This is a genomic window from Roseimicrobium gellanilyticum, assembly GCF_003315205.1.
In the GTDB taxonomy this organism is placed as follows: Bacteria; Verrucomicrobiota; Verrucomicrobiia; order Verrucomicrobiales; family Verrucomicrobiaceae; genus Roseimicrobium; species Roseimicrobium gellanilyticum.
This window is the reverse complement of sequence record NZ_QNRR01000024.1, coordinates 1-22082: the sequence shown is the minus strand read 5'-3', so window position 1 is coordinate 22082 and position 22082 is coordinate 1. Positions and strand designations below refer to the sequence as shown.

Here is a 22082-nt window from a genome sequence, read left to right as displayed (position 1 = left end):
CAGACTCTCATCCGCCGTCCCATGGCCTCCGACCTCTTTTCTACGCTCAAGCTTCGTGACGTCACCTTTCGCAATCGCATCGGCGTGTCCCCGATGTGCCAGTACTCCAGTGAGGACGGCTTCGCTAATGACTGGCATCTCGTGCACTTGGGTAGTCGTGCCGTCGGTGGGGCTGCTCTCGTCATGACAGAGGCCGCAGCCGTGCTGCCTGAGGGGCGCATCAGCCCTCAAGACCTCGGCATCTGGAAAGATGCGCACATCGAGATGCTCCAGCGCATCTTCCGCTTCGTGGAATCTCACGGTGGCGTCCCCGCCATGCAGCTCGCGCACGCGGGCAGGAAAGCGAGTACCGCTGCGCCTTGGAAGGGACGCGAATATGTCCCAGAAGAGGAAGGCGGATGGAGACCCATCTATGCCCCCAGTGCGGTCCCTTTCGAGCCGCAAGGTCTCGTCCCTACCGAGTTGGATCTCGCCGGCATCCAGCGGGTAGTACAGGCCTATGCCGATGCGGCACGTCGTGCCCTCGAATCCGGGGCGCGTGTGGTGGAGATCCATGCCGCGCACGGCTACCTGCTCCACGAGTTCCTTTCGCCCCTGACCAACCTGCGCACGGATGGTTATGGCGGTTCCTTTGAGAATCGCACCCGTGCCCTTCTGGAGACAGTGACTGCGGTGCGTGAAGTCTGGCCGGAGCGTCTCCCTCTTCTCGTGCGCATCTCGGCCACCGACTGGGTCGAAGGTGGATGGGATGGGGACAACTCCGTGGAACTCGCCAGGATGCTGAAGCCGCTGGGCGTCGATATGATGGACTGCTCCACAGGCGGAACGGTGCCCGATGCCAAGGTGCCCACCGCACCCGGATATCAGGTTCCCTTTGCCGATCGCATTCGCAGCGAAGCAGGCATCCCCACTGCCGCGGTCGGCATGATCACGGGCGCGCAACAGGCTGACGAGATCATCCGAACCGGCAAAGCGGACATGGTCTTCCTCGCTCGCCAGCTTCTGCGTGATCCCTACTGGCCACTGCACGCGGCGCGTGAGCTGGGTCAGAAGTTCCCCGTGCCGGAGCAATACCAGCGGGCGTTCTGAAATCCGGTGTCGCAAGATCGTTTCTGGACAACGCGCAGATGACATTCAGGGTGATTTCCAACATTCTGGGAACGTCCCTATGCGCATCCTTCAACCTTTCTGCTTTCGCTTCTGCCCGGGCTAATAGCCCTGATGATCTGCACCTCAATAGAGGCGCAGAAGGACGACACATCGCAAAAGAACCTCAGAGCGGCGCCCACGTATGCAAAGCTCAGCGACGTGCCTGAGCGTAAGCGTATGGAACTGGAGGCTTTCGGAAGGTTGTTTGAAGCAGATTTGCTCGCCAGGGATGCCTCGAGGATCTACGCCGCTTTCAACCTGCCCGGATTCATGGATGAAACTCTGGAGGGCTTTAACGTCTCTGCCTCCAAGCACCTGGAACTCAGGTCAGGCATGCAAGCCAGATTCCAAAGCAGATTCGAGTCCATCTCCAGAAATTGGGCTGAAAGCGAGGCCAAGTACAAGCATTTGGTCCTGCACAATGGCAAGATCTGGCTGCGCTACCGTCTTGTGTTTGAGCAGAATGCCAGGGTCAATTTGGTAGACCTCCTCGTAACTCCCGGACCGAATGGGAAGCTGGGGATCTCCGATATCTTTCTTCACGCGTCTGGATTTAGCATAGTGGAGGAGCTACGGCAGATGGCGCTTCCGATCTTGCTGACACTCGACAAGGAGCATACGAACTTGGCCCCTGATGCTGATCTCAACGAATTCGAGAAGCTGGCCGACATGGTCAGCCTCATCAAGGGCAACGACATTCCGGGAGCTGTAAGCGCCTACCACCAGCTTTCTCCGGAAATGAAAAACCAGCGTGTGCCGACCATGCTGCATCTGCTGATTTTGCGAAGATTGCCAGACGTCGAGGCATATAAGGATGCCCTCAAGGAAGCTGCCAAGGTGCATCAGGAACCCAGCTTCCAGTACATGTTGCTGGACTTGTACCTTCTCGAGAAAAACTACACCAAGGCTGCCGAATGCCAGGATACGTTGATGACTCTCACGGGGAAAGATGCGGTCTTGCTAGCCACAAAAGCGCTATTCCAAATGCATGGCGGCTCCAAAGAGGATGCCAGAAAGACGATGCTCGAGGCTCTTGCCCTTGAGCCGGACTGCATCTCCGTTCACGACAGGGCCATTGATGTGCTTCGGGAGGCCGGAGACCACAAGGCCCTGGCTGACAGCATGCGCTTCATGGAAGAGCAGACCACGTATCGGTTCAAAGGCGAGTTGTCAGACCCTAGATGGGCAGACTTCCTGAAAAGTCTGGAGTCAGCGCCTTGGCGCTGACCCGTGATTCCAGCAGAACGGCTCACTCCGCCACGACGTAGGCCTCTCCACGGGCAATTAAGATGCTGCATGTTGGCCTCTAGGCACAAACGCGCATTGCATGATGCACGAGCGCAAGAAATGCGGCTCGTTGAATAGGAATAACCTATTGATTTTTATGGAAAATGAAGCAAGCCATGGTTGTTAAACCGACATTTAGTCGGGATATTCTTGGCTGAGCCTTCACGATGAGATCCTTGCCGCTGTCCAACCATCCGCATGAGGAGTGAACTGCTCATTCTCATTGCCGAAGCGATCACGGTGTACTTCGTAGTCCTGTGGGCGCACTCGCTGCGTGGCCGCTTGGGTCTGGCGCACTTTTACGCTCTGATCGGTGGTCTCACAGCAGTGATGGTCTGGGTAACGGATGCTGGGGTGCGCGTGAATGTGCCCGGCATCTCATTCATGGTCGGCTCCACGGTCTTCTATACCGCGCTGCTGCTGGGGGTGTTTGTCGTCTATGTCTTCGACGGACCACGCGCCACCCGCATTGCCATTTCCACCATTATTGGGCTGGGCATCATGGTTCCCCTCGTGACGGCAGTGCTGCACTTGCAGATCCAGATTTCCGACACCACTCGCGCCGCGTATTTCCCTCCGCAGAGCCTGCGCATCTACACCGCATCCATTGTAGCGGCGTTCGCGGACCTGATCTTCCTCGCCATGGCATGGGAGTTCCTGGGCAAGCCACGGCTGAATATGCCGCTGTGGCTCCGCTCCTTCCTCACACTGCTGGGCGTGATGTGGCTGGACGTGGTGCTTTTTGCCACGGGTGCCTTCGCGGGCACACCGGGTTATTTCTCCATCATGACCGGCACCTTCGTTTCCAGGCTGGTCATCAGCATATGCGTGTTCCCCTTTCTCTACTGGTACATCACCTGGCAGAACCGCGTGCACGGCATGGAAATCGAAAACCGCCCTGTGCTCGCCATCCTCAAGGAGGTGACCGAGGTGCGGCTGGAGCTCAGCCTGGCGCAGCAGGAAATTGAACGGCGCAAGAAAGTGGAGCGCGAGAAGGAGGAGCTCATCGGCAGTCTGCAGGCTGCGCTGAATGAAGTGAAGCGGCTCCGCGGCATCCTTCCCACCTGCGCCTACTGCAAGAACATCCGTGATGAGCAGGGGAACTGGCACCAGCTCGAGTACTACATCCAGAATCACAGCGAGGCGAAGTTCAGCCACGGCATCTGTCCGGAGTGTGCGAAGACACATTTCCCGGATGCGAAGGTGAACGCGACACGGGAGCGCCCGTAGAGAGATGCCTGCTTACTTGGGCGGCGCAGCCTCAAGTGCATCCAGCTCCTTCTGCGCCCGGGCTTCTCCCCGCAGGAGGGCTTTGCGCAACCACTTCACGGCTTCCTCCTTCTGCTTGGGAACACCGAAGCCGCCCTTGTAGCACATGGCCAGGTTGAGCATTGCGGTGGGCGAGCCCCGGTCCGCGCTCTTGCGGAGGAGTTCCACGGCCTTCTCTGGATTCTTTGGCACGCCAGCCCCTCTCATGTACAGATTGCCGAGTGCCCCTCCCGCGTCCCGGTGCCCCAGGGCATCGGCGCGCGCGAAGTACTCGGCACTGCGGGCCAGATCCTTGGTGACTCCGTTGCCCGTTTCGTGGAGCAGCCCTAAGTTAAGGAGCGCATCGGGAGAATCCAGGCTGGCGGCCTTCTGGAGCATCTCCCGATATTTCTCGTCACTCTTCGCGACACCTTCGCCTTCGAGGTACTGAATTGCCAGTTCAAACGTGGCCGTCGCAGATCCCAGATCCGAAGCCATCTTGAAGTATTCGGCCGCTTTCTGGTCGTTTGGCTCTGCATTCCCACCATAGCGAAATGCCATGCCAAGCTTGCAGTACATCTTGGCATCGTCAGCCTCTTGCTCGTCTTGCGCTCCACCGCCGGATTTCGGCTGAGCTATCGTCTCCATAAAGCCCGGTGTCCCTTTGGCGATGGCCACATTCCCAATCGCGCGGACATGTCCGCGATCCGCAGCCTGCTGGAAGCATTCCATGGCCTTCCGATCGTCGCGCGGCACTCCATCACCAGTGAAGTACATGGTCCCCAGATTGAAGAGCGCTTCCAGGTGTCCTTTGGCAGCGGCGCTTGAATAAAGCACCATCGCCCTCGGCTGATCAATATCCACACCCTGACCTTCATGCAAACAAACTCCAAAATTGCACATGCTCGGCACGTGGCCCAACGCCGCACCCTTGGCATACAGAAGCGCTGCCTTGCGGTTGTCTTTGGGAACCCCCAGCCCAAGACGGTAACACTGTCCCAGACTGAATGCGGCATCCAGATCCCCCAATTCCGCAGCCTTGGTCAGCATATCCACAGACGTGCGGAGTGCGTCATCCGTCTTGGAATTCATCAGATGCAGCACGGCGCGCGCCGCCACGGATCGCACGTCGCCACCAGACGCGCCTCCATCCAGATACGCAGTGAAGCGGCGATAGAAACCTTCGTCTGCGGCCTTGGATGCCTGGGCCATCGCGGTCATGGACGTTGCTTGGATCTGGCCCCGCGCTGCAGCTTCCCGCATGAGCTCCATGGCTCGGGCATCACTCTTCTCCACGCCTTCGCCTTCCAGATGACAGATGGCCAGGGCAAACACCGCATCCAGGTCGCCCAGAGCCATGGCCATGCGATAGAGCTCAGCAGCCCTCATCACGTCCTGTTCCACTCCGTCACCTGACTTGTACCGGTGTCCCAGGAGCCTCGTAGGCTCGGGATAGTCTGCCGTCGTCCCCGCCTCAAGCTGCTCAAGAGAGAGCTGGGGCCGGAGGCCCGCCTGGGGTGATTGGCCCAGAGAACTCCCAGTCACTCCAATGGCGAAGATCAGCGCCAGGCGGACGCCCGGAAAAAATGGAAAGCTTGGGAACTGCATGGGAGTCCTGTCCGCCCGCGGATACAGTGGATGGACGGTGAAATCCTAGGAGGCGGTCTGTGGAAACCCAAGTAAAAAATGCCGCACCCCTGCGCATGGCAGCTGCCACCCTAGCCCACCGCTGCACTGACGCGATGGCGATAGCCCATCCCCCGTACTGTCTCGATGATATGCGGATTCTCCACATCCAGCTCCACCTTTCGCCTCAGCTTGGCGATGTGCTGATCCAACGTGCGGGACTCCGGCAGGTATTGCAGGCCCCAGCAGCGATCGAGCAGCTCATCCCGGGTGACCGCTTCACCGGCACGCTCGTGGAGAAGCTGGAGAATGGAGACCTCGCGGGGCGTGAGATCCATTTCTGTCTCGCCACGCGTGGCGCGCAGCTCGTGTGGATACACCATGATATCCTGCATGGTGAAAGCCCTTGGTCGTCCGCTTCCGCCATTCTTCTGGGAGCGGCGCAAGGCCGCATGAATGCGGGCCAGGAGCTCCTGCTTTCCAAACGGTTTGCGGATGAAGTCATCCGCGCCCAGCCGCAGGCCCACGACCACATCCACCTCCTCACTTTTCGCACTGAGGAAAAGCACCGGCACTGAGGCATCCTGTTCACGGATGCGACGGCAGACTTCATAGCCATCCATGCGCGGCATCATGATGTCCAGGCAGACCAGCGCGGGTCTCTGCTGCTGCCAGAGTGCAAATGCCTCGGCGCCATCCCGGGCCAGCACGCTGGTGAATCCCTCCGGCTCCAGGCAGGCCGCCAAGGAGTCAAGCGTGATGGGATCATCATCGGCGAGCAGCAGCTTCATGAGGGCGTGGCCTCCCGTAGGTTGGAGGGTGGGGGTTCGATGTGGAGCTGACTGGAAGCGTCCGAAATAGGCACTCGCAGCACGAAGCTTGCTCCTTTACCCGTGCCATTTCCCGCAGGCTGAAGTTCCAGCGTGCCGCCCATGCGTTCCGCCAGTTCTCGTGCAATGCTGAGTCCCAGGCCTGTTCCCGTGACGCCGGCAGTGACACGATCGTCCAATCTCACGAAGGGTTGGAAAATGCGCTCCACCTCTGCACTGGCAATGCCCGGACCGCCGTCACTCACCCGCAAGATGAAGCTCAGTCCTTCTCGTGTCGTGGAAATGTGTACCGGGGCTCCGGGCGCGTACTTCTCCACGTTGGAGAGCAGGTTCGCGGTGATCTGTGAAAGCGCGTCCGGGTCCAGATTGCAGGGTGTATCATCTCTGGTGTCATTGCGTGTGACGGCAATGCCATGCCTCGCAAAGCTGGCGGAGAACTGCTCCAGCACCGCATCCACCACCTGGGCTGGCCGGCACTCCACCGGTCGGAGCTTCAGTGCCCCTTGCTCGCGCTTCGAGAAGGTGAGCACATTCGCGATGAGTCTCGCGAGACGGCCCGCCTCCTCGCGCACCAGCGCCAGGCGTGATGCGGCACGCCCCTCATGCGGCAGTGAGTCCTCGATGATGTCGAGGTTCAGCAACATGTTCGTCAGCGGCGTGCGGAGCTCATGAGAGACACGATTCACAAAGGACACACGCTGCATGGCGAGACGGTGCGCGCGGCTCTGCTGCACATAAACGAGGAACCCAAGCAGACCTACCATCACCGCCAGGGTCGAGGCCATGGCCAGGGTGGGTGCATGGTACGTCATCTGTGTCCTCATCCGGTCCCATGATGCAAGATGCCAGCTGCCATAGCGGGTGACGAGTGCCTGGGACCAGTGAGGTGGCTCCAGATGGGTGATCCCGATGCTCGTCGGAAGCAACACCGCGCCGCTGGGTGAGGCGAGCTGCACATGGTCACTCAACAAAGGGGCATACGCTGGCTGTCCCTTCAGCCACTCCTTGATCCATTCGCTGGTCGCCACCTGGACTTCCCGGGGCTCGATGGTCAGGAATACCGTGTGTTGCTTGGGAGACTGGTTCCAGTACATGAGCGGCCAGCCGGGATCTTCCAGCCATCCATGGTGGGGCTCATCCACACCGGGAAACGGCACCGGATCCAGCAACCTGAGATCGGCGCGGACGAGTGAAGGCGACTCGTAAGTGGGCCGGGCATAGGCGCCAGGCTTGATGCGCTGCAGCCGCACATGCTCCTCTGCGCGGGCGCGGCTTTTCGGCAGGAAGGTGCACTCGACCACGCCGGCAATGTTCTCACATTCCTGGCCCGTGCCCCCGGCATTTCCCATGGAAAGGCGCTTCGCCAGAGATTCGAGATGGTCCTGGTGCAGTGCCTCCAGTCGGAGCAGCTCCTTTTGCAGGGCCAGTGCGAAATGACGCAGCGGTTCGCGGTCACGGGTCTCACGGGTCACCTGCTCCCGGCGGGAGAGCACCACGCCGCCCGCAAAGATGCACACCGCAGCGAGCAGCAGCAGCACAAGCGGAAGACGTGGAGCGCCATGAGCCATGAGTGGGATGATACCTGGAACCAGTCTGAGTCAGGGATTTTTCTCTGTCGATTTCCAGCACTGTCTTTTCCGGCTCACTCGATGGTCGCCTTCATGAAGCCAAACCAGGTGCGCCCGTCATCCTTTCGCCCATTCGCGCCTGTGTCACGCGGCGGGCTCATGGTTCCCAGGAAGCACTGCTTGCCCAATGTGGCAGTGATGGCGGTATAGATCTTCTGTGAACTGAAAAGAGGCATGTCAGGATAGCGCGCCAGCAGCGGATGCCCCTGAATCAGTCCACGGTATTGGACATAGGATGGCGCCAAATTCACATCAATGGTCAGGCCTCCCGGCGCGACGACCGGATCGAGCTCCATTTGCCAGCCGAGTGGCTGCGTCTCAAACGAGGTGGTTCCGGCGGGCACGTAGGGCGGGCGTCCTTCAACTGGAGGGGAGGCGGGTTTGGGTGCAGACTTCACCTCAGCACCTGCTTCGTTGAATTCTGTTTTCTCTTCGTTCCAAGCTTGCGGAGGGTCTGTCTCGATGCCGTAGAGCCACTCCGTTGTTTCAACCGTTTGTGAGCGCTGCCCGGAACGGGTGATGACTGTCAGGAGCCGCTCCAGTTTCACATCCTGGGGGGGGAGGCCGGTCACCTTGGCATGGAGCTTTTCGGAGTCCGTCGTCTCGGCGAGGAATTCCCGGGCCTTCTCTCTCGGGAGGGAATAGAAGCGAAAAACCAGGCGGATGTTTCTGCTGGCACGGTTGTTCTTTTTCGCAGCCTCGGCTTCAGCTGATGTGGGGCACAAGTTTGTCCGTACAAAGGTGAGGCAGACTGAGCCATCGCCATCATCACCTTCCACTCCCGTGGCCTCTGGCGGGCTCAGGGTTCCACAAAAGGCGGGCTCTCCAATCTTCGTGACGACAGCAGTTGCAAGTTTTCTCGATGAAAACACGGGCTGAAGCTCTCCTTCGCTGAACTCTCCCGCCTTCACCACATGGAAACCTGCCAGCTTCGTGATGTCCTGGGTGAAGTTTATATCCACCATCTCGCCATCGGGACCCTCCACAGGATCCACTTCGATGCGTTCTCCCAGAGGCCTCATCTCCCTCGACCTGGGGAAACTGAACTGTATGGCGGGGGTGGGAGGTTTGAATTCCGAGGGATAGATGAATTCATCATGGCTCTCAATGCTCGCCCGCTGACCAGATCGGGTGGGCACGGCAATGACCGTCTCGAGAGCTGCCTGCCCGCCTTCGACCAGCTTGCGCAGTCCCTCATAGAGCGAAGTATCTGTGTTTGCTTTGTCCAGGAGACCATCTGCCGCCGCCTGTGGCAGCCGGTAGGTTTCAAAGGTCATGAGAAGATGATGCGGGGGCGCCTCAAAAGGTGCGTCCGGGCCAGCTGAGGCACCGGCCCCGCCGCCCGCCCCACCTTCTGGCGCAGCCTCCGGCTTAGGGGCAGCCGGTTTCTTTTTCACATACGGATCACCAGGCGGCTTGGGGGGAGGGTCCTTCTTTGGGGCGAAGGCGTCTTCCGTGGATACGGGAGAAACATACTTCGGAGGCGCCGGTGCGGCGGGGGGTGCCGCTTTCTGGGCGACCGCTGTCGTCGCCAAAAGCCCAATCAGAGCTAGGGAGTAGAGTTTCATGGCTGGATGAAGGTGGAGGGGCACACAGCCTGCACGCACGATTGGCTGCTTGCGGACGATCCTGCCACAACCTGCCATTGCGTGAGTCAACTCTGCGTGAATGGATTGTAAAAGTTCTGTGAACGCATGCTCCATCCCCGGGGTGGGTGGGGTCTTGCCTGCCGGGGCAGGGTCTGAGAAACTAGGGGGATCCGGCACGTATTTTTCCTTCTGCCCGCTCATGACTACTGCTCCGCGCCTCCACGCGTCCGCCACCTGCACGGTGGCCCTCCTCAGCATGGCCGGGCTCGGCCAGATGCTGCACGCGGAGGAGAATCCGCATGGCGATGTCTTCAAGAACCGCCCGGTGCCGGCCATCGTGGACTACAACCGCGATGTGCGGCCCATCATCTCGGAGAAGTGCTTCCACTGCCATGGTGCGGATGAGAGTTCACGCAAAGCCAAGCTCCGCCTCGATCTGCGCGATGAGGCGGTGAAGGACCACAAGGGCACTTTTGCCGTGAAGCCCAAGGACCCGGATAATAGTGAGGTGATGAAGCGCATCCTCACCAAGGACCCGGATGAGGTGATGCCCCCACCAGAGCACGGTCACGCTTTGAGCGCGCGGGAGACTGAAATCTTGCGCAAGTGGATCGCACAGGGCGCGGAGTATGCGGAGCACTGGGCTTTCGTCCCGCCAGTGAAGCGGATGCCGGGGGGCAAGATGGACCCGATTGACGGATGGATTGCGCAGAAGCAAAAGGAACATGGCCTCGCCCTGTCTCCTGAGGCCGACAGATACACCCTGATACGCCGTGTGGCGCTGGACCTCACGGGCCTGCCACCCTCCCCAGAGGAGGTGAAGGCTTATCTCGAAGACACCAGCGACACCGCCTACGCGAGCATGGTGGACCGCTTCCTCGCCAAGCCTGCCTATGGCGAGCGCTGGGCTCGTGTCTGGCTGGACATCGCGCGCTATGCGGACTCCGCGGGCTATGGCAGTGACCCCCTGCGCCTGAATATTTGGCCGTATCGCGACTGGGTCATCGAGGCCTTCAATCGCAACCTGCCGTATGACCAGTTCACCATCGAGCAGATTGCGGGCGATCTGCTGCCGAATGCGACGGAGAGCCAACTCGTGGCCACCGCCTTCCACCGCAATACGATGACGAACACCGAGGGCGGCACGGATGACGAAGAGTTCCGCGTCGCAGCGGTGAAGGACCGCATTGCCACCACCATGCAGACGTGGATGGGCCTCACGCTCGGCTGTGCGCAGTGCCACTCGCACAAGTTCGACCCCATCACGCAGCAGGAGTATTATGAGTTCTTCGCCATCTTCAACCAGACGGAAGACAGCGATAAAGGAGATGAATACCCCACACTCCCGAAGCCAACGCCTGAGCAGAAGCAGAAGACAGAGACACTCCAGGGAGAAATAGCCGCGCTTGAAAAGCGCATGAATGAAACGGCCTCCCCTGAGCTTCAAAAGGAACTCGCCGCATGGGAAAACACCATCAAGCAGCCCACGAAATGGGAGCCGCTTGCAGTGACCTCCCTGAAGTCCGAGAAGGGCGTGAAGCTCCAGCAGACGGAGGACCTTTCCATCCTCGCGGATGCTGCAGAATCCGATGTGCACACGCTCGAAGCCACGACCCAGGGCAAGCGCATCACCGGGGTGATGGTGGAGGCACTTGCGAGCGACAGTCTCCCCGGCAAGGGACCCGGTCGCTCCGGTGGAGGGAACTTTGTGCTGAGCGAGTTCAAGCTCAGCACGGCACCCGTGGATAAGAATGCCGCAGCGAAACGCGCGCGTTACGTGCGTGTGTCACTGCCCGGCAAAGCCCGCCTTCTGCACCTGGCAGAAGTCCAGGTGTTCTCTGGAGGCAAGAATGTCGCCACCTTGGGCGCCGCCAGCCAGTCCTCCACCGGATTCAGTGGCCCAGCGAACCTGGCGAATGATGGCAATACCGACGGCGACTATGCCAGGAAATCCGTGAGCCACTGCGCACAGCAGGACGACCCCTGGTGGGAGATCGACTTGAAGAGCGAGATGCCCATCGACTCTGTGACCGTGTGGAATCGTACCGATGGCGGCACGAGCAAGCGCACGGAGAATTTTGTCGTGACTGCCCTGGGCGGAAACCGTCAGGAAATCTTCCGGGCCCAACAAGCCAGTGAACCGAATCCCAGCGCCAGCTTCACCCTCGGCGGTCCGACGCAGATTGCCTTCAAAGATGCAACGGCTGACTTTGAGCAGCAGGACTACTTCGTGAAGCACGCCATCGATGGCAAGGATGATACCGGCTGGGCCGTGGGGCCGAGCTTTGGCATAGACCACCGTGCGGTGTTTGTGGCGGCACGCCCATTCGGTGACGCCGGAAAGGACACGAAGCTCACCTTCACGCTCGCCCAGCACTATGGCTCGAATCACACACTGGGGCGCTATCGCATCTCCATCACCACGGATGCTGTGCCGCAGCCTGCGATGCCGGAGAACATCCGGAATATTCTGGCCATGCCCGCCAAGGACCGCAGTCCTGCGGATGCCGCGGCGCTGCTCGCCTATTACAAGCCCATGTCCAAGACCCTTGCCGACACCCGCAAGGAACTTGAAGCCAAACAAAAGACGCTGGCGGGTATCAAGCCGCTCGCGGTTCCCGTGATGAAGGAGTTCGCGAAGGACAAACAGCGTGAAAGCCACTTCCTCGTCAAAGGCAACTTCCTCATGCCTGGTGACAAGGTGGAGCCGGCCTTGCTGAAGTCCTTTCACAAAGCACCGGAAACAGGACCCGCCTCACGCCTTACCGTGGCGCATTGGTTGATGTCGCGTGATAACCCTCTCACCGCGCGCGTGGCAGTGAATCGTCTGTGGGCGCAATTGTTCGGACGAGGGCTCGTGGAGACGGAAGAGGACTTTGGCACGCAGGGCACCTTGCCCACACATCCGGAGCTGCTCGATTATCTCGCAGTCCAGTTCATGGATTTGAAGTGGGATATGAAAGCGATGATACGTGAGCTCGTGATGAGCCGCACGTACCGGCAAACAGGACGCCCTACTGCTGAGGCGATGAAGCAGGATCCACGCAACGAATGGCTCAGCCACTACCCACGCCGCCGTCTCGACGCGGAGCAGGTGCGCGATCAAGCCCTCGCCTTGAGCGGTCTGCTTTCGCCGAAGATGGGCGGACCCAGTGTCTACCCTCCGCAACCCGATGGTCTGTGGCGTGCCGCTTTCAACGGCCAGCGCTCGTGGGAAACAAGCAAGGGAGAAGACCGCTATCGCCGCGGCTTGTACACCTTCTGGCGCCGCACGGTGCCGTATCCCAGCATGGCCACCTTCGATGCGCCGAGTCGTGAGAACTCCACCATGCGTCGCCTGCCGACGAACACTCCGCTACAGGCTTTCGTGACGTTGAACGATCCAGCCTATGTGGAAATGGCCCAGGCGCTCGGCGCGCGCATCTTGCGTGAGGGTGGTACCACTGTGGAAGCCCGCGTGAAGTTCGGCCTGGAATTGTGCCTTGCTCGTCCGGTAAGCGACGAGCAGGTCACCACGCTGGTGCAGCTCTACCAGCAGGAGCTCGCGAACTACGAGGCGAATCCCGAAGATGCGAAGAAGCTCTCCACCAGCACGACCTTGCCTGCAGAGAAAGGATACTCACCCAGCACCCCACCCGCCGAAGCCGCCGCCTGGACCGCCGTCGCGAATGTGCTGCTCAATCTCGATGGCGTGCTCACCAAAGGCTGAACTATTTCTCCAATTTCATGGCGCCAACTTCATGATTCAGTTCAGCACACCTCGCATTCGTCCCGGAGGGATGCCGGATGGTAGCCGGTGGTGGAGGCCTGTAATCAGGCCGGGAACCACCGGATCCACACGCATCATTGCCTACCGTCCCGGAGGGACGGCGGAAGGGGTGGCCATTCTCGGTGCGACTGCGCTCCATGATCATGGTACGCCTTCCGGCGTCGCCTCCGGGACGCCATCAAATCACACGCAGGATCCGGTGGTTGCGGTCGCTGAGGCTCCCTGCACCACCGGCTACCATCCAGCGTCCCTCCGGGACGAGCTTCGAATTTGCTCATCACCGGTCATCGATCTCCTCACTGTCGCTCCATGAACGCTCACCTTGAACTCCAACGCCTGCAGGCAGAGACACGCCGCACGTTCCTCACGCGCAGTGGTGTGGGATTGGGTGCCATCGCGTTGCAGAGCCTGCTGCATCATGGTGCGCAGGCCTCCGCGCTTCCGGTCGGTGGCGCAAACCCGCTTGCCATCAAGGAGCCACCGATACCCGCAAAAGCACGCGCGGTGATCTACCTGCACATGAGTGGCGCACCGCCGACACTCGACCTCTTCGACTACAAGCCGAAGCTCAATGAGCTGAACATGCAGGACTGCCCGGAGTCGCTCATCAAGGGCAAGCGCTTCGCCTTCATCAAGGGCCTGCCGAAGATGCTCGGCCATCCTCACAAGTTCCAGCAAGCAGGCGGCAATGGCCTGCCAGTATGCGAGCTCATGCCGAACTTCATGCAGATCGTGGATGAGGTGGCGGTGATCCGCTCCATGACCACGGACCAATTCAATCACGCGCCGGCGGAACTGTTTGTGCACACAGGCAACATGCGTGCGGGCAGCGCCGCCATTGGTTCCTGGGCCACCTATGGGCTCGGCAGTGAGAATGCCGACCTTCCCGGCTTCGTGGTTCTGCTCAGTGGAGGCACGGATCCCACGGGCGGGAAGAGCCTCTGGAGCAGCGGCTTCCTCCCCAGCGTGTACCAGGGCGTGCAGTGCCGCACCACCGGTGAGCCCATCCTTTTCTCCAGCAATCCCGAGGGCATGAGCCGCGACTCACGGCGTCGCACGCTGGATGCGCTGGCGAAGCTGAACCAACTCGAAGCACAGCAGTTTGGCGATCCGGAAACCGTCACCCGTATCGCGCAGTACGAGCTGGCCTATCGCATGCAGGCCGCGGTGCCCGAAGCCTTCGACATCACCCGCGAGCCGAAGCACATCCTCGACATGTATGGCGCGAAGCCGGGTGAAGGTTCCTTCGCCAACAATTGCCTGCTGGCCCGTCGTCTCGTCGAGAATGGTGTGCGCTACATCCAGCTCTTTGACTGGGGCTGGGACATCCACGGTACCGGCAAGGGCGATGACCTCGTGAACAAATTCCCCGAGAAGTGCAAGGACGTCGACCAGGCCTGCGCCGCTCTCGTGAAGGATCTCAAGCAACGCGGCATGCTGGAGAGCACCCTCGTGGTATGGGGCGGTGAGTTCGGCCGCACGCCCATGAATGAAGCGCGCGGCGGCAGCAAGTTCCTCGGCCGCGACCACCACCCCAACTGCTTCGGCATGTGGATGGCCGGCGGCGGAGTGAAAGGCGGTGTCGTCCACGGTGCCACGGATGAACTCGGCTACGACGTCGTCGAAGGCAAAGTCACCATCCGTGATTTGCAGACCACCATCCTCCACCAACTCGGCTTTGATGCGAAACGCCTCAGCTACCGCTACCAGGGCCTCAACCAGCGGCTCATCGGGCCTGCGGATGAGGGACGGGTGGTGCGGGAGGTTCTTGCCTAGTGCGAATCACCATTCGGATCGCGCTCGTATTCAACTTTGGTCTCTGCAGGAAGCCACCCGTTTTCAACATAGCGCTCAATCAAGCGCTGCTCGTCAACGAGATCGAAGTCAGTATCAATACTCAGGAAATCCACGCTATTTCCACCACATAGCACGCCTGAAACAAATCCAGCCTTCGTCGCGCGGAGGTCCCTATCGATCTTCTGCTTCTTCTCCTCAAATCCGACAAGAGAGTTTCCTTCCGGGTAGTGAACGGTAATGAGGTGCTTGAACTGTGATTCGTAAGAGGCTTCGCGCTTGGAACAAGACGTCACAAGAGCCAGCAGGGGCACTAGAGCCGAAAGAATACCCTGGTGAAGGAGGAAGCGGATCATGCGCCACACTCGTCACGTATTCTCCTCCGTCAATTGCCCTGCGATCCGCCAGTCTCTCCCAAACAGCGCATGCCTACTCTCGACGGCCCAGGAAAGATCAAGACGCCATCTAACATAAGCCCAGTCTACTCCACCTACACCCCCTTCTTCGGAGTCGTCACGACCTTCCCCATCCCCTGCTGCAGTCTTGTTTCATTCTTCGCGGCATTGTCTGTCTTGCGTAGCGAGTCACGAACAGACTCGCCCTTCTTTCGCACTTCATCCACCACGTTGTGGCGCTCTTTGAAGGTCTTCTCCATCGCTCCGCTGACGTCGCTCACGCTCTTGCCGGAATCGATACGCTCCTGCCGATGCTGCTGTTCTTCCGGTGTCACCTGACCCTGGAGGAACTCCTTGGCCATACCGGTCGTCTTCTCCTCACCACGGTCCATGGTGAACTTGACGTTGTCCATGGAAACGCCCTGGTGCTCGAGGGTTTCTAGCGCTTGCTTCGTTTGCTCTTCACCAGGTTTGTAGTGGCCGCTGCGGTCAGTCACGCCCTTGAGCGTCCCGTCCCTGCGGACCTCAAGCTCACCTGCACCCGCGACATCCTCGCCGGCGAGGAAGCTGGAATGGTGCACGTGTGCCTTCCGGCCACGCTGGTCCATCGCACTGGAGATGTCCTGCTTCGCGTAGATCTGGCCCTCGCCATTCATCACGAAGACATGCGAGCCGTGCTTCATCTTTCCTGAGCCCTGTTGCAGCTTGCCACCCTTCACGTTGACCTCATGCTTGGAACGTTGCTCGTCATTGAAGTACTGGGTGGTGGCCTGCCTGTGCGCCAGATTCTTGTCCCATTCCTCCTCGGTGATCTCGGGCATTCCATCCTGGCGCCTCTTTTCATTGGCCACTTCGAACAGCCACTCCTTCTCACGCACCGTCACCTCCTTGCCATCGATCTTCACGGTCGTGGAGGGTGCATTCTTCTCTTTCTCGAGATACTGCTTCTCGAGCGATTTCATCTTGAAGGTGGCGCCCTCAGGCTTCTTCGTCCCGATCACCTGGCCTTCTTCCTGAGCCACGTCGCCAACACCGGTCTGCAACGACTCCTGCTCCGACACGGCGATGAGCCTCGCCTCCTCGTTGGTCTCCGCGTAGGGATCCTCAATGCTGGTTTGTACAACGTCGGGCTGAAGATCGTCCTCCTCAATGGGCTCACCCGAGATATCGATATAGCCTTTCGTGCTTGTGAATGGAGCACGCAGCGTCTCACCCGAGACATCCCCGCGGAGGGCGTTGTTCTGGGAAACAGACGTGGTTCCGGAACTCACATTCACGTCCGCGTCCACATAACCCTTCGAAACATCCCCCTTCAACGGGCCATCGACTTTCTGAGAGGGAGTGAAACTACGCGTGCGGTTATCCACTTGATACCCGTCCGACACATCCTGTCGGAGCGGACTCTCCTCCTGCGGGAGGTTGAAGCTCCGCACGCGAGTATCCACCTGATAGCCGTTCGAAACATCATGACGAAGTGGGTCTTCCTCTTGCGAGAGAGGCGGAGTGACATTCGTCGTCGGACTTTGGGAAGGTGTCAGCGATGGGCCAGACACCGTGTTCTTCGGGCCCAGTGTCTCCGGCTCCTCCGCGAACCTTACCTTCGGTGGTGGGTTCAGCTTGCTTGCAACCGCCTCCTGCTGCTCGCGATTGGTACGAAGTGACTGGATGAGTTGCTCCCTTTCCATGGCAAGTTTTGCCAGCGGGTCATGTTTCTTCGGCAGCACCGCAGCTTTGAACTTGTCTCCCAGCGTGGGAGTCCTCGTGATGCGACCCATCTTTTCTTCCACGGCGGCGAGCCGGGCGCTGAGCTTGTCATTTTCGCGTGTCAGCTTTTCCTTCTCCGCTTCGGGCGTGGTGTGCCCGGTCGCACGTGACTTGGGTTCCTTTGAAGAGCCAGCCATAAAAAGAGCATTGGGGGTTCAATATTCCTTCCGCGCACCTTGCTTCCATCGAAGCACAGCAAGCGGCTTAACTCATCTTTCGGACAATCCGTGCACAGGTTACGCTCCCGTGGAAAAATTCCATCCGCAGGTGTCCCCGTGACTCCACGCCGCCTTGGTTTCAACCGGCAAGAGACGAGCGCTCACAATCGTCACACCCTTTGAGAAACTCACACACGTACGATGTGACGCCATTGGCACACGAAACGCCATGGACGCTGAAGGGACAACTACCCCAACCTCTCCGTACGCGGGCCATCGCGTCTGGAGAGCTCTTCCAGATCCGCGAGCCGTTTGCGCAGCTGGGCCTTCTCACGCTCAATCGACTCCGCGGAATACACGGGCCTGCCAGCCTCCGCTGGTGCGGCCTGTGGGTCGGTGATGATCTCGTCATTCGTCAGGTACACCCCGCTGAGCATGGAGGTCTTCACATGGGCGCGGTGCACGTGTCCGAGCCTGTCCCGGTACACGATGGCGTAGATGCGTGAGTCCTTCTCCCCAAACCAGCCCGGGCCAAAGGGGTCCCAGCTCTTGTCGAGGAGCTGCCCACCCATGTCTTGGATGTAGGACTCCACCCGTTCCCCATCGAAGGTGCCTGCAACAAGCCGAAAGACGACGGCGAACAACGCAAACAGGACAAAGATGATGAAGAAGCCGGAAGAGTCCATGACACCAGTCGGGTTTACCGACGCTACCATACAATCTTACGGGCCCGAAACCAGCACTTTCCGGTGGCCCTCACCTCGTCCGGTCAAAGACCGACAACACCAGCTGCACAGGCAGCGCCAGCAACCGCACGGGAAATGTCACCCACGAGAGCGAGGTGTACGTTGCCACCCGCTTGACGACTCCCTGACCGGCGAAGAAGCCCGCACCGATGAAGACCACGCCCAGGGCAGCACATCCATAGAAGAGAGCCCACTTCCACACCGGCCACTGGTGCGCGTCAGCCCCTTGCAGCTTCCAAAGAAGGAAAGCCAGGGCGGAGGAGATCAAGCCCAGCGTCACGACGTAACTGCGATTGCGCGAGGCCCACTCGCCGGGAGCCGCGGTGCGTTTGTGCCGATGTGTTTTGCTCATAGGAAGAATACCTCAAATCCCTGTCTGGCGGCACACGAAGCCCATCACCGGGTTGGTGGATACTGCTTCTCCTCCTCACGTGCCTTGACGAAGACGACCAGCAATCCGGACCTGCCCGTATCACGATAGTCGAGATACAGGCGATCCCCCTTGGGCTGCATCTTCAGGAGGCGCTGCCGGGTCTCAGGCTTGTCCTTGGAAGTGAGGCTGAGCGTGACCACCCCCTTCTCAGCACCCGCCACTTCATACGTATCGTGAATGACCTTCAGCCTGCTGGTCGTGATGAAGTCCTTTTCATTGATGCTGAGGATGAAAGGATTCTCCGTCACGTCCTTCGTGAACAGAATGAGCATCGCCTCCGAGGCGAAGGGATTCAGCCGCGCCGTCTCGGAAGCATCCACCTTCCAGTGCCCGTACGCGTGCCGGATATCCTGGGCACACGTAGAAACGGGCGTCACCCACGGCAGCAGCACCACCAGCGCGCAGAGCAGGACAGGGCGGATTTTTGTCCGGACCATTTGCCGGATGCTAGCAGAGACGCCCCCTCTTTCGCAAGCGTGCTTGTGCGGGGGGGGGGAGTGCCTCCGGGGGACAACTGCATTGGGACAAGGCGGGGCCACCCGCCCTGGCACCGAGCACCGCAAACCTTCAGTTGGCATTTCGTTTCGCCGGAACAGCACGACCAAGGTGCTCCATCACTCCCGTCATGGTTCATCGTGCCAGTGCTTGGACAAGAAGGACGGTAGGGATGCACTCCTGCGTGCCACGCTTTGGCAGGCGGAGACAGCAAATCAAAGCGTGGCGTTCAGCATTCAGGGTCTCACCAACACACAAGCGTTCATAGCCGAGAAGACATCTGTGTTTCATTCTCCAAATGGGTTGGCACAGCCAATGCCATTGGTGGGCTCGTGCGTTCATTTTGCCATTCGGGATAGACACATTGTATTACTACATACCCTTGAACATATCTGTGAAAGGGGAAATATAGATCCCCATGAGCCAATCGAACAAATCATTAGCGGGAGGGTACCACTCCTCCATCATCAACAACGGCAAAAACATGTAATAGAGTACACCTCCAAATATGCCGTCCTCGGGGAGAACACGAACATACGTAAGAATCCGATACGCTGGGTAAATGAATATGTACAGGACAAAAACCAAAGCCCCCATTCCAAAAACGCGGGCAGATTTTCCCGCTACTCTTTCAAATTCTTTCATTGGCAGTCCAGCATTAGAAAGCTTATGCAGGCAGGGAAAGACTTAAAAGTCGGCCAAACGAACTATCGTTTTTTGGAACTCGCTCAGGGTGACTTTACACCCAAAGGAGCACAAGGTAAACGTAAAAGCGGGAAGGGTACTTTGCCGGGCGTCGCGGAAAACGTAGGCGGCTCAGCAGTCAGAGTCTCGCACACTTGGCCCTGCATCCACTCATTTCCCCCGCTGATACGCCTCGGGAACAGCAACCTCGGCGATTTTCATTCGGGCGGCGTAGAACTCCCACGGGTACACAGACGCCGTGCTTCTAGGCTCAGAAATGGTTTCCCCATTCACAAACATGATAAAAAGCGCTTCATCGTCCAAAAAGGCACGCCAACTCCTTGAATCACTCGGGCGAGGTTTATCAAAGGACCACATCCAAACGACTTCAGTCCGGTCGTTATAAGGCTCGCCAATTAGCTCAACTACCTTATCAGGACTGAGCCCGGCACCAACGTTGCTCTTTCCCTCATTCATCAAAGCATACAATTCCTCTGCCGTAAGGCGAATCGAGCTGCCTTTTGCTGCTGGATTGCATGCAGAAATGCTCAACAGGAGGAAAATCCCCAATACAACGCCCTTGAGTTTCATAGATGTGCTCTATTTCCGACATGCCGCACCAGCGCTCATCGCGCGCCAGCGAGCACATCGGGAGGTTAACCAGGACCATTGCATTCGTGGCGGGCTTTGCATTGGGATGTTCAGTTTGAAGTAGGCAAACTTTGGCTCAGATAAAACAGAACAGTGAGGGTTGGGATGCGGGGACTGCCGACAGTGACGTAGAAAGCGCAGGCGGTTCAACATTCAGGGTCTTACCAACACACGAGCGTTCATAGCCGAGAAGCTATCTGTGCTTCATCTTTTCCAAATGGGTTGGCACAGCCAATGCCATTGGTTGGCGCGTGCGTTCATCTATTTATTCCATACCCTAAATGAAGGAGCGCAGTGTCCGTAAGCAACTCCCGATAATTCTCTAAGGCGATCATCTTCATCCTCCGTAAGAACACCTTCTCCTTCGACCAACATCTTGATGAAAAGGTCGTACGCAGCCTGTTTGAGAATTCCCGCATCGCGCATCCGAATGAGAACACATCGTCCCTCAATGATGAAGTCTTCGGTGGCAATGGCCTTCATCAATTCTTCGCGCCAATAATCAAGGTCGCTCACGGCAGATTTGTTTGGATGGTTAGCTTGTGTAGTTCATCAAAGGATACGTGTCTGGGCTGGCACTTGCAATTCACAAAGTTAAGTCAGCCATGCCTGCACCTCAGGTGGTATGCGCTTAATGTAATTATTGGGGTCTACCCGCTCCCATTTCAAGCGTGTGCCCTTAAGATCCTGCTCATACTTTTCAAAGGGCACCTTTTGTGTTGGTTGCACCGTACCATGAGGAAGTTCGCCGGGAACCGGTGGATCTGGAACATATCTGAGGTTGGGACCTAGATCGCTCTCTTTGATCCGATAGAGTTGGTCCTTCGGGTTATGCCCACCGAGCACTTTAGGTCGTACAGTAGGGTGGAGATTCCGGGGACTATCCGGGGCCACAGACATACCTCCGGTGAGAGGCTGGGCTGAACCGTCAGCATCAGGAGCAATATCGCCAGGCACACGAACTCCCGTTCTTCGGAGAGGAGATAACGGAGGTTCACTTTCTGGGAAACCATCGCTGGCTGGTTTCATGACACGATACAAGTATCGCACGTTCTTTTCCTCTGTCTTTTGTTGTGTTTGTGTTGGGTTCGGTTGGGGCTGTGGTTGCGGAGACGTTCCGCCATCAGGCATCATCAATGCACTAGGTGGTGGAGCAATTCGTACTGTAGGGACAGTAGGGGGTACGTAAGGACCCGGTACCAGCCTCGGAACCGGAGTCGGATTTGTAAATGGAATCGAAGGGGCGGGGGCTATACGAGGCAATACCATTGGTGGCTGAGGTGCTAAGAAAGTTTGCAGCCCCTCAGGATCCCAACTCGTCCACGGATTCTGCCTGACATACGCATACAAGTTGGGCCCATCAACAAACCCTGCGGGGTCGCGGCTCAGCCACACACCGGTTTCCAGGTCGCGGTAGCGGAAGCCTTCGTTGAGCAGGCCGGTTGGGTCTTCTTCCTTGGTGTTGGCGCGCTGGCGGTCGGCGTTGACTCCGGTTTCCACGGGGCGCTTGCCGTAGGCTTCGTAGCTGGCGGTCCAGGTGAGGTCTCCGGAGCTGTCGCTTTGGGCCACCACGTCGCCGCGGCCATTGCTCAGGTTGAACTTCGCGGTGCCGCTGCGCAAGGAGTAGAGCAGGCCGCCCACCCCGCCGCCCATGTCCGGGCCACGCTGGTACTCGACGGTGGGTTGAGTGTTGAGAGTGCCGGTTCCCGGGTCGGTCACTTCGAACTCGGCGACGCTGAGACCGCCGCTGAAGGTCATGGCCACGGGATTACTGCCAGGCTCGCTGCGCGTGATGCGGCGCGTGCGGTAGTCATAGGCATAGCTGTGCACGCTGCT

At 59.0% G+C, this 22082-nt stretch carries 18 protein-coding genes; 6 read left to right on the top strand and 12 right to left on the bottom strand.

All coding sequences use genetic code 11. The features are described from left to right. The first annotated feature begins 21 nt into the window (after positions 1-21). The 3 genes from DES53_RS32040 (at position 22) to DES53_RS32030 (ending at position 3666) form a co-directional block, all read left to right on the top strand. The gene (locus DES53_RS32040) at positions 22-1089 is read left to right on the top strand and encodes an NADH:flavin oxidoreductase/NADH oxidase (protein WP_113962426.1); all 1068 of its coding nucleotides are present in this window, start codon (positions 22-24) and stop codon (positions 1087-1089) included. 654 nt (positions 1090-1743) lie between these two features. Further along, positions 1744-2376 carry a tetratricopeptide repeat protein gene (locus tag DES53_RS32685; protein WP_147263761.1) on the top strand — a complete coding sequence of 211 codons (633 nt, stop codon included), beginning with the start codon at positions 1744-1746 and terminating at the stop codon, positions 2374-2376. Between the two features lie 258 nt (positions 2377-2634). Then, the gene (locus DES53_RS32030) at positions 2635-3666 is read left to right on the top strand and encodes a VUT family protein (protein ID WP_113962424.1); all 1032 of its coding nucleotides are present in this window, start codon (positions 2635-2637) and stop codon (positions 3664-3666) included. A 12-nt stretch (positions 3667-3678) separates the two neighbouring features. On the opposite strand, the gene DES53_RS32025 is transcribed toward DES53_RS32030, so the two are convergent. The 4 genes from DES53_RS32025 to DES53_RS32010 all read right to left on the bottom strand — a co-directional run bounded on the left by DES53_RS32025 (position 3679) and on the right by DES53_RS32010 (position 9336). After that, positions 3679-5292, bottom strand: a complete 1614-nt coding sequence (locus tag DES53_RS32025) for an SEL1-like repeat protein (protein ID WP_113962423.1) — start codon at positions 5290-5292, stop codon at positions 3679-3681. Between the two features lie 110 nt (positions 5293-5402). After that, the gene (locus tag DES53_RS32020) at positions 5403-6101 is read right to left on the bottom strand and encodes a response regulator transcription factor (RefSeq protein ID WP_113962422.1); all 699 of its coding nucleotides are present in this window, start codon (positions 6099-6101) and stop codon (positions 5403-5405) included. Next, complete coding sequence (locus DES53_RS32015) at positions 6098-7708, bottom strand: sensor histidine kinase (RefSeq protein WP_113962421.1); 1611 nt, start codon at positions 7706-7708, stop codon at positions 6098-6100. Before DES53_RS32015 ends, DES53_RS32020 begins: the two co-directional genes overlap by 4 nt. Positions 7709-7782: 74 nt before the next feature. Next, on the bottom strand, positions 7783-9336 hold the full coding sequence (locus DES53_RS32010; RefSeq protein ID WP_147263760.1) for a hypothetical protein: 1554 nt from the start codon (positions 9334-9336) through the stop codon (positions 7783-7785). Positions 9337-9556: 220 nt separating this feature from the next. On the opposite strand from DES53_RS32010, the gene DES53_RS32005 reads away from it, so the two are divergent. From DES53_RS32005 to DES53_RS31995, 3 genes are read left to right on the top strand one after another with little or no spacing between them, the layout of a single operon-like run. After that, a complete protein-coding gene (locus DES53_RS32005) occupies positions 9557-13066 on the top strand; it encodes a DUF1553 domain-containing protein (protein ID WP_245958312.1) in 3510 nt (1169 codons plus the stop codon). 31 nt (positions 13067-13097) lie between these two features. Next, on the top strand, positions 13098-13439 hold the full coding sequence (locus tag DES53_RS32680; protein WP_147263759.1) for a hypothetical protein: 342 nt from the start codon (positions 13098-13100) through the stop codon (positions 13437-13439). Next, positions 13436-14902, top strand: coding sequence for a DUF1501 domain-containing protein (locus DES53_RS31995; RefSeq protein WP_113962418.1), 1467 nt, complete (start codon positions 13436-13438; stop codon positions 14900-14902). Before DES53_RS32680 ends, DES53_RS31995 begins: the two co-directional genes overlap by 4 nt. On the opposite strand, the gene DES53_RS31990 is transcribed toward DES53_RS31995, so the two are convergent. The 8 genes from DES53_RS31990 to DES53_RS31950 form a co-directional block, all read right to left on the bottom strand. Continuing rightward, complete coding sequence (locus DES53_RS31990) at positions 14899-15276, bottom strand: hypothetical protein (RefSeq protein ID WP_113962417.1); 378 nt, start codon at positions 15274-15276, stop codon at positions 14899-14901. The two genes, DES53_RS31995 and DES53_RS31990, sit on opposite strands and share 4 nt — an antisense overlap. Before the next feature lie 134 nt (positions 15277-15410). Continuing rightward, on the bottom strand, positions 15411-17216 hold the full coding sequence (locus DES53_RS31985) for a hypothetical protein (RefSeq protein WP_113962416.1): 1806 nt from the start codon (positions 17214-17216) through the stop codon (positions 15411-15413). Positions 17217-17485: 269 nt separating this feature from the next. Then, complete coding sequence (locus DES53_RS31980) at positions 17486-17923, bottom strand: hypothetical protein (RefSeq protein WP_113962415.1); 438 nt, start codon at positions 17921-17923, stop codon at positions 17486-17488. Positions 17924-17993: 70 nt separating this feature from the next. Continuing rightward, positions 17994-18335: a hypothetical protein gene (locus tag DES53_RS31975; protein ID WP_113962414.1), complete on the bottom strand. Its 342-nt coding sequence runs from the start codon at positions 18333-18335 to the stop codon at positions 17994-17996. Positions 18336-18379: 44 nt separating this feature from the next. Continuing rightward, positions 18380-18853, bottom strand: a complete 474-nt coding sequence (locus DES53_RS31970; protein WP_113962413.1) for a hypothetical protein — start codon at positions 18851-18853, stop codon at positions 18380-18382. A 913-nt stretch (positions 18854-19766) separates the two neighbouring features. Further along, positions 19767-20186, bottom strand: coding sequence for a hypothetical protein (locus DES53_RS31960; protein WP_113962411.1), 420 nt, complete (start codon positions 20184-20186; stop codon positions 19767-19769). 321 nt (positions 20187-20507) lie between these two features. Then, on the bottom strand, positions 20508-20762 hold the full coding sequence (locus DES53_RS31955; protein WP_147263758.1) for a hypothetical protein: 255 nt from the start codon (positions 20760-20762) through the stop codon (positions 20508-20510). A gap of 78 nt (positions 20763-20840) precedes the next feature. Beyond that, positions 20841-22082, bottom strand: a 1242-nt coding sequence (locus tag DES53_RS31950) for an RHS repeat domain-containing protein (RefSeq protein ID WP_211325769.1), incomplete at its 5' end; no start/stop codon positions are given.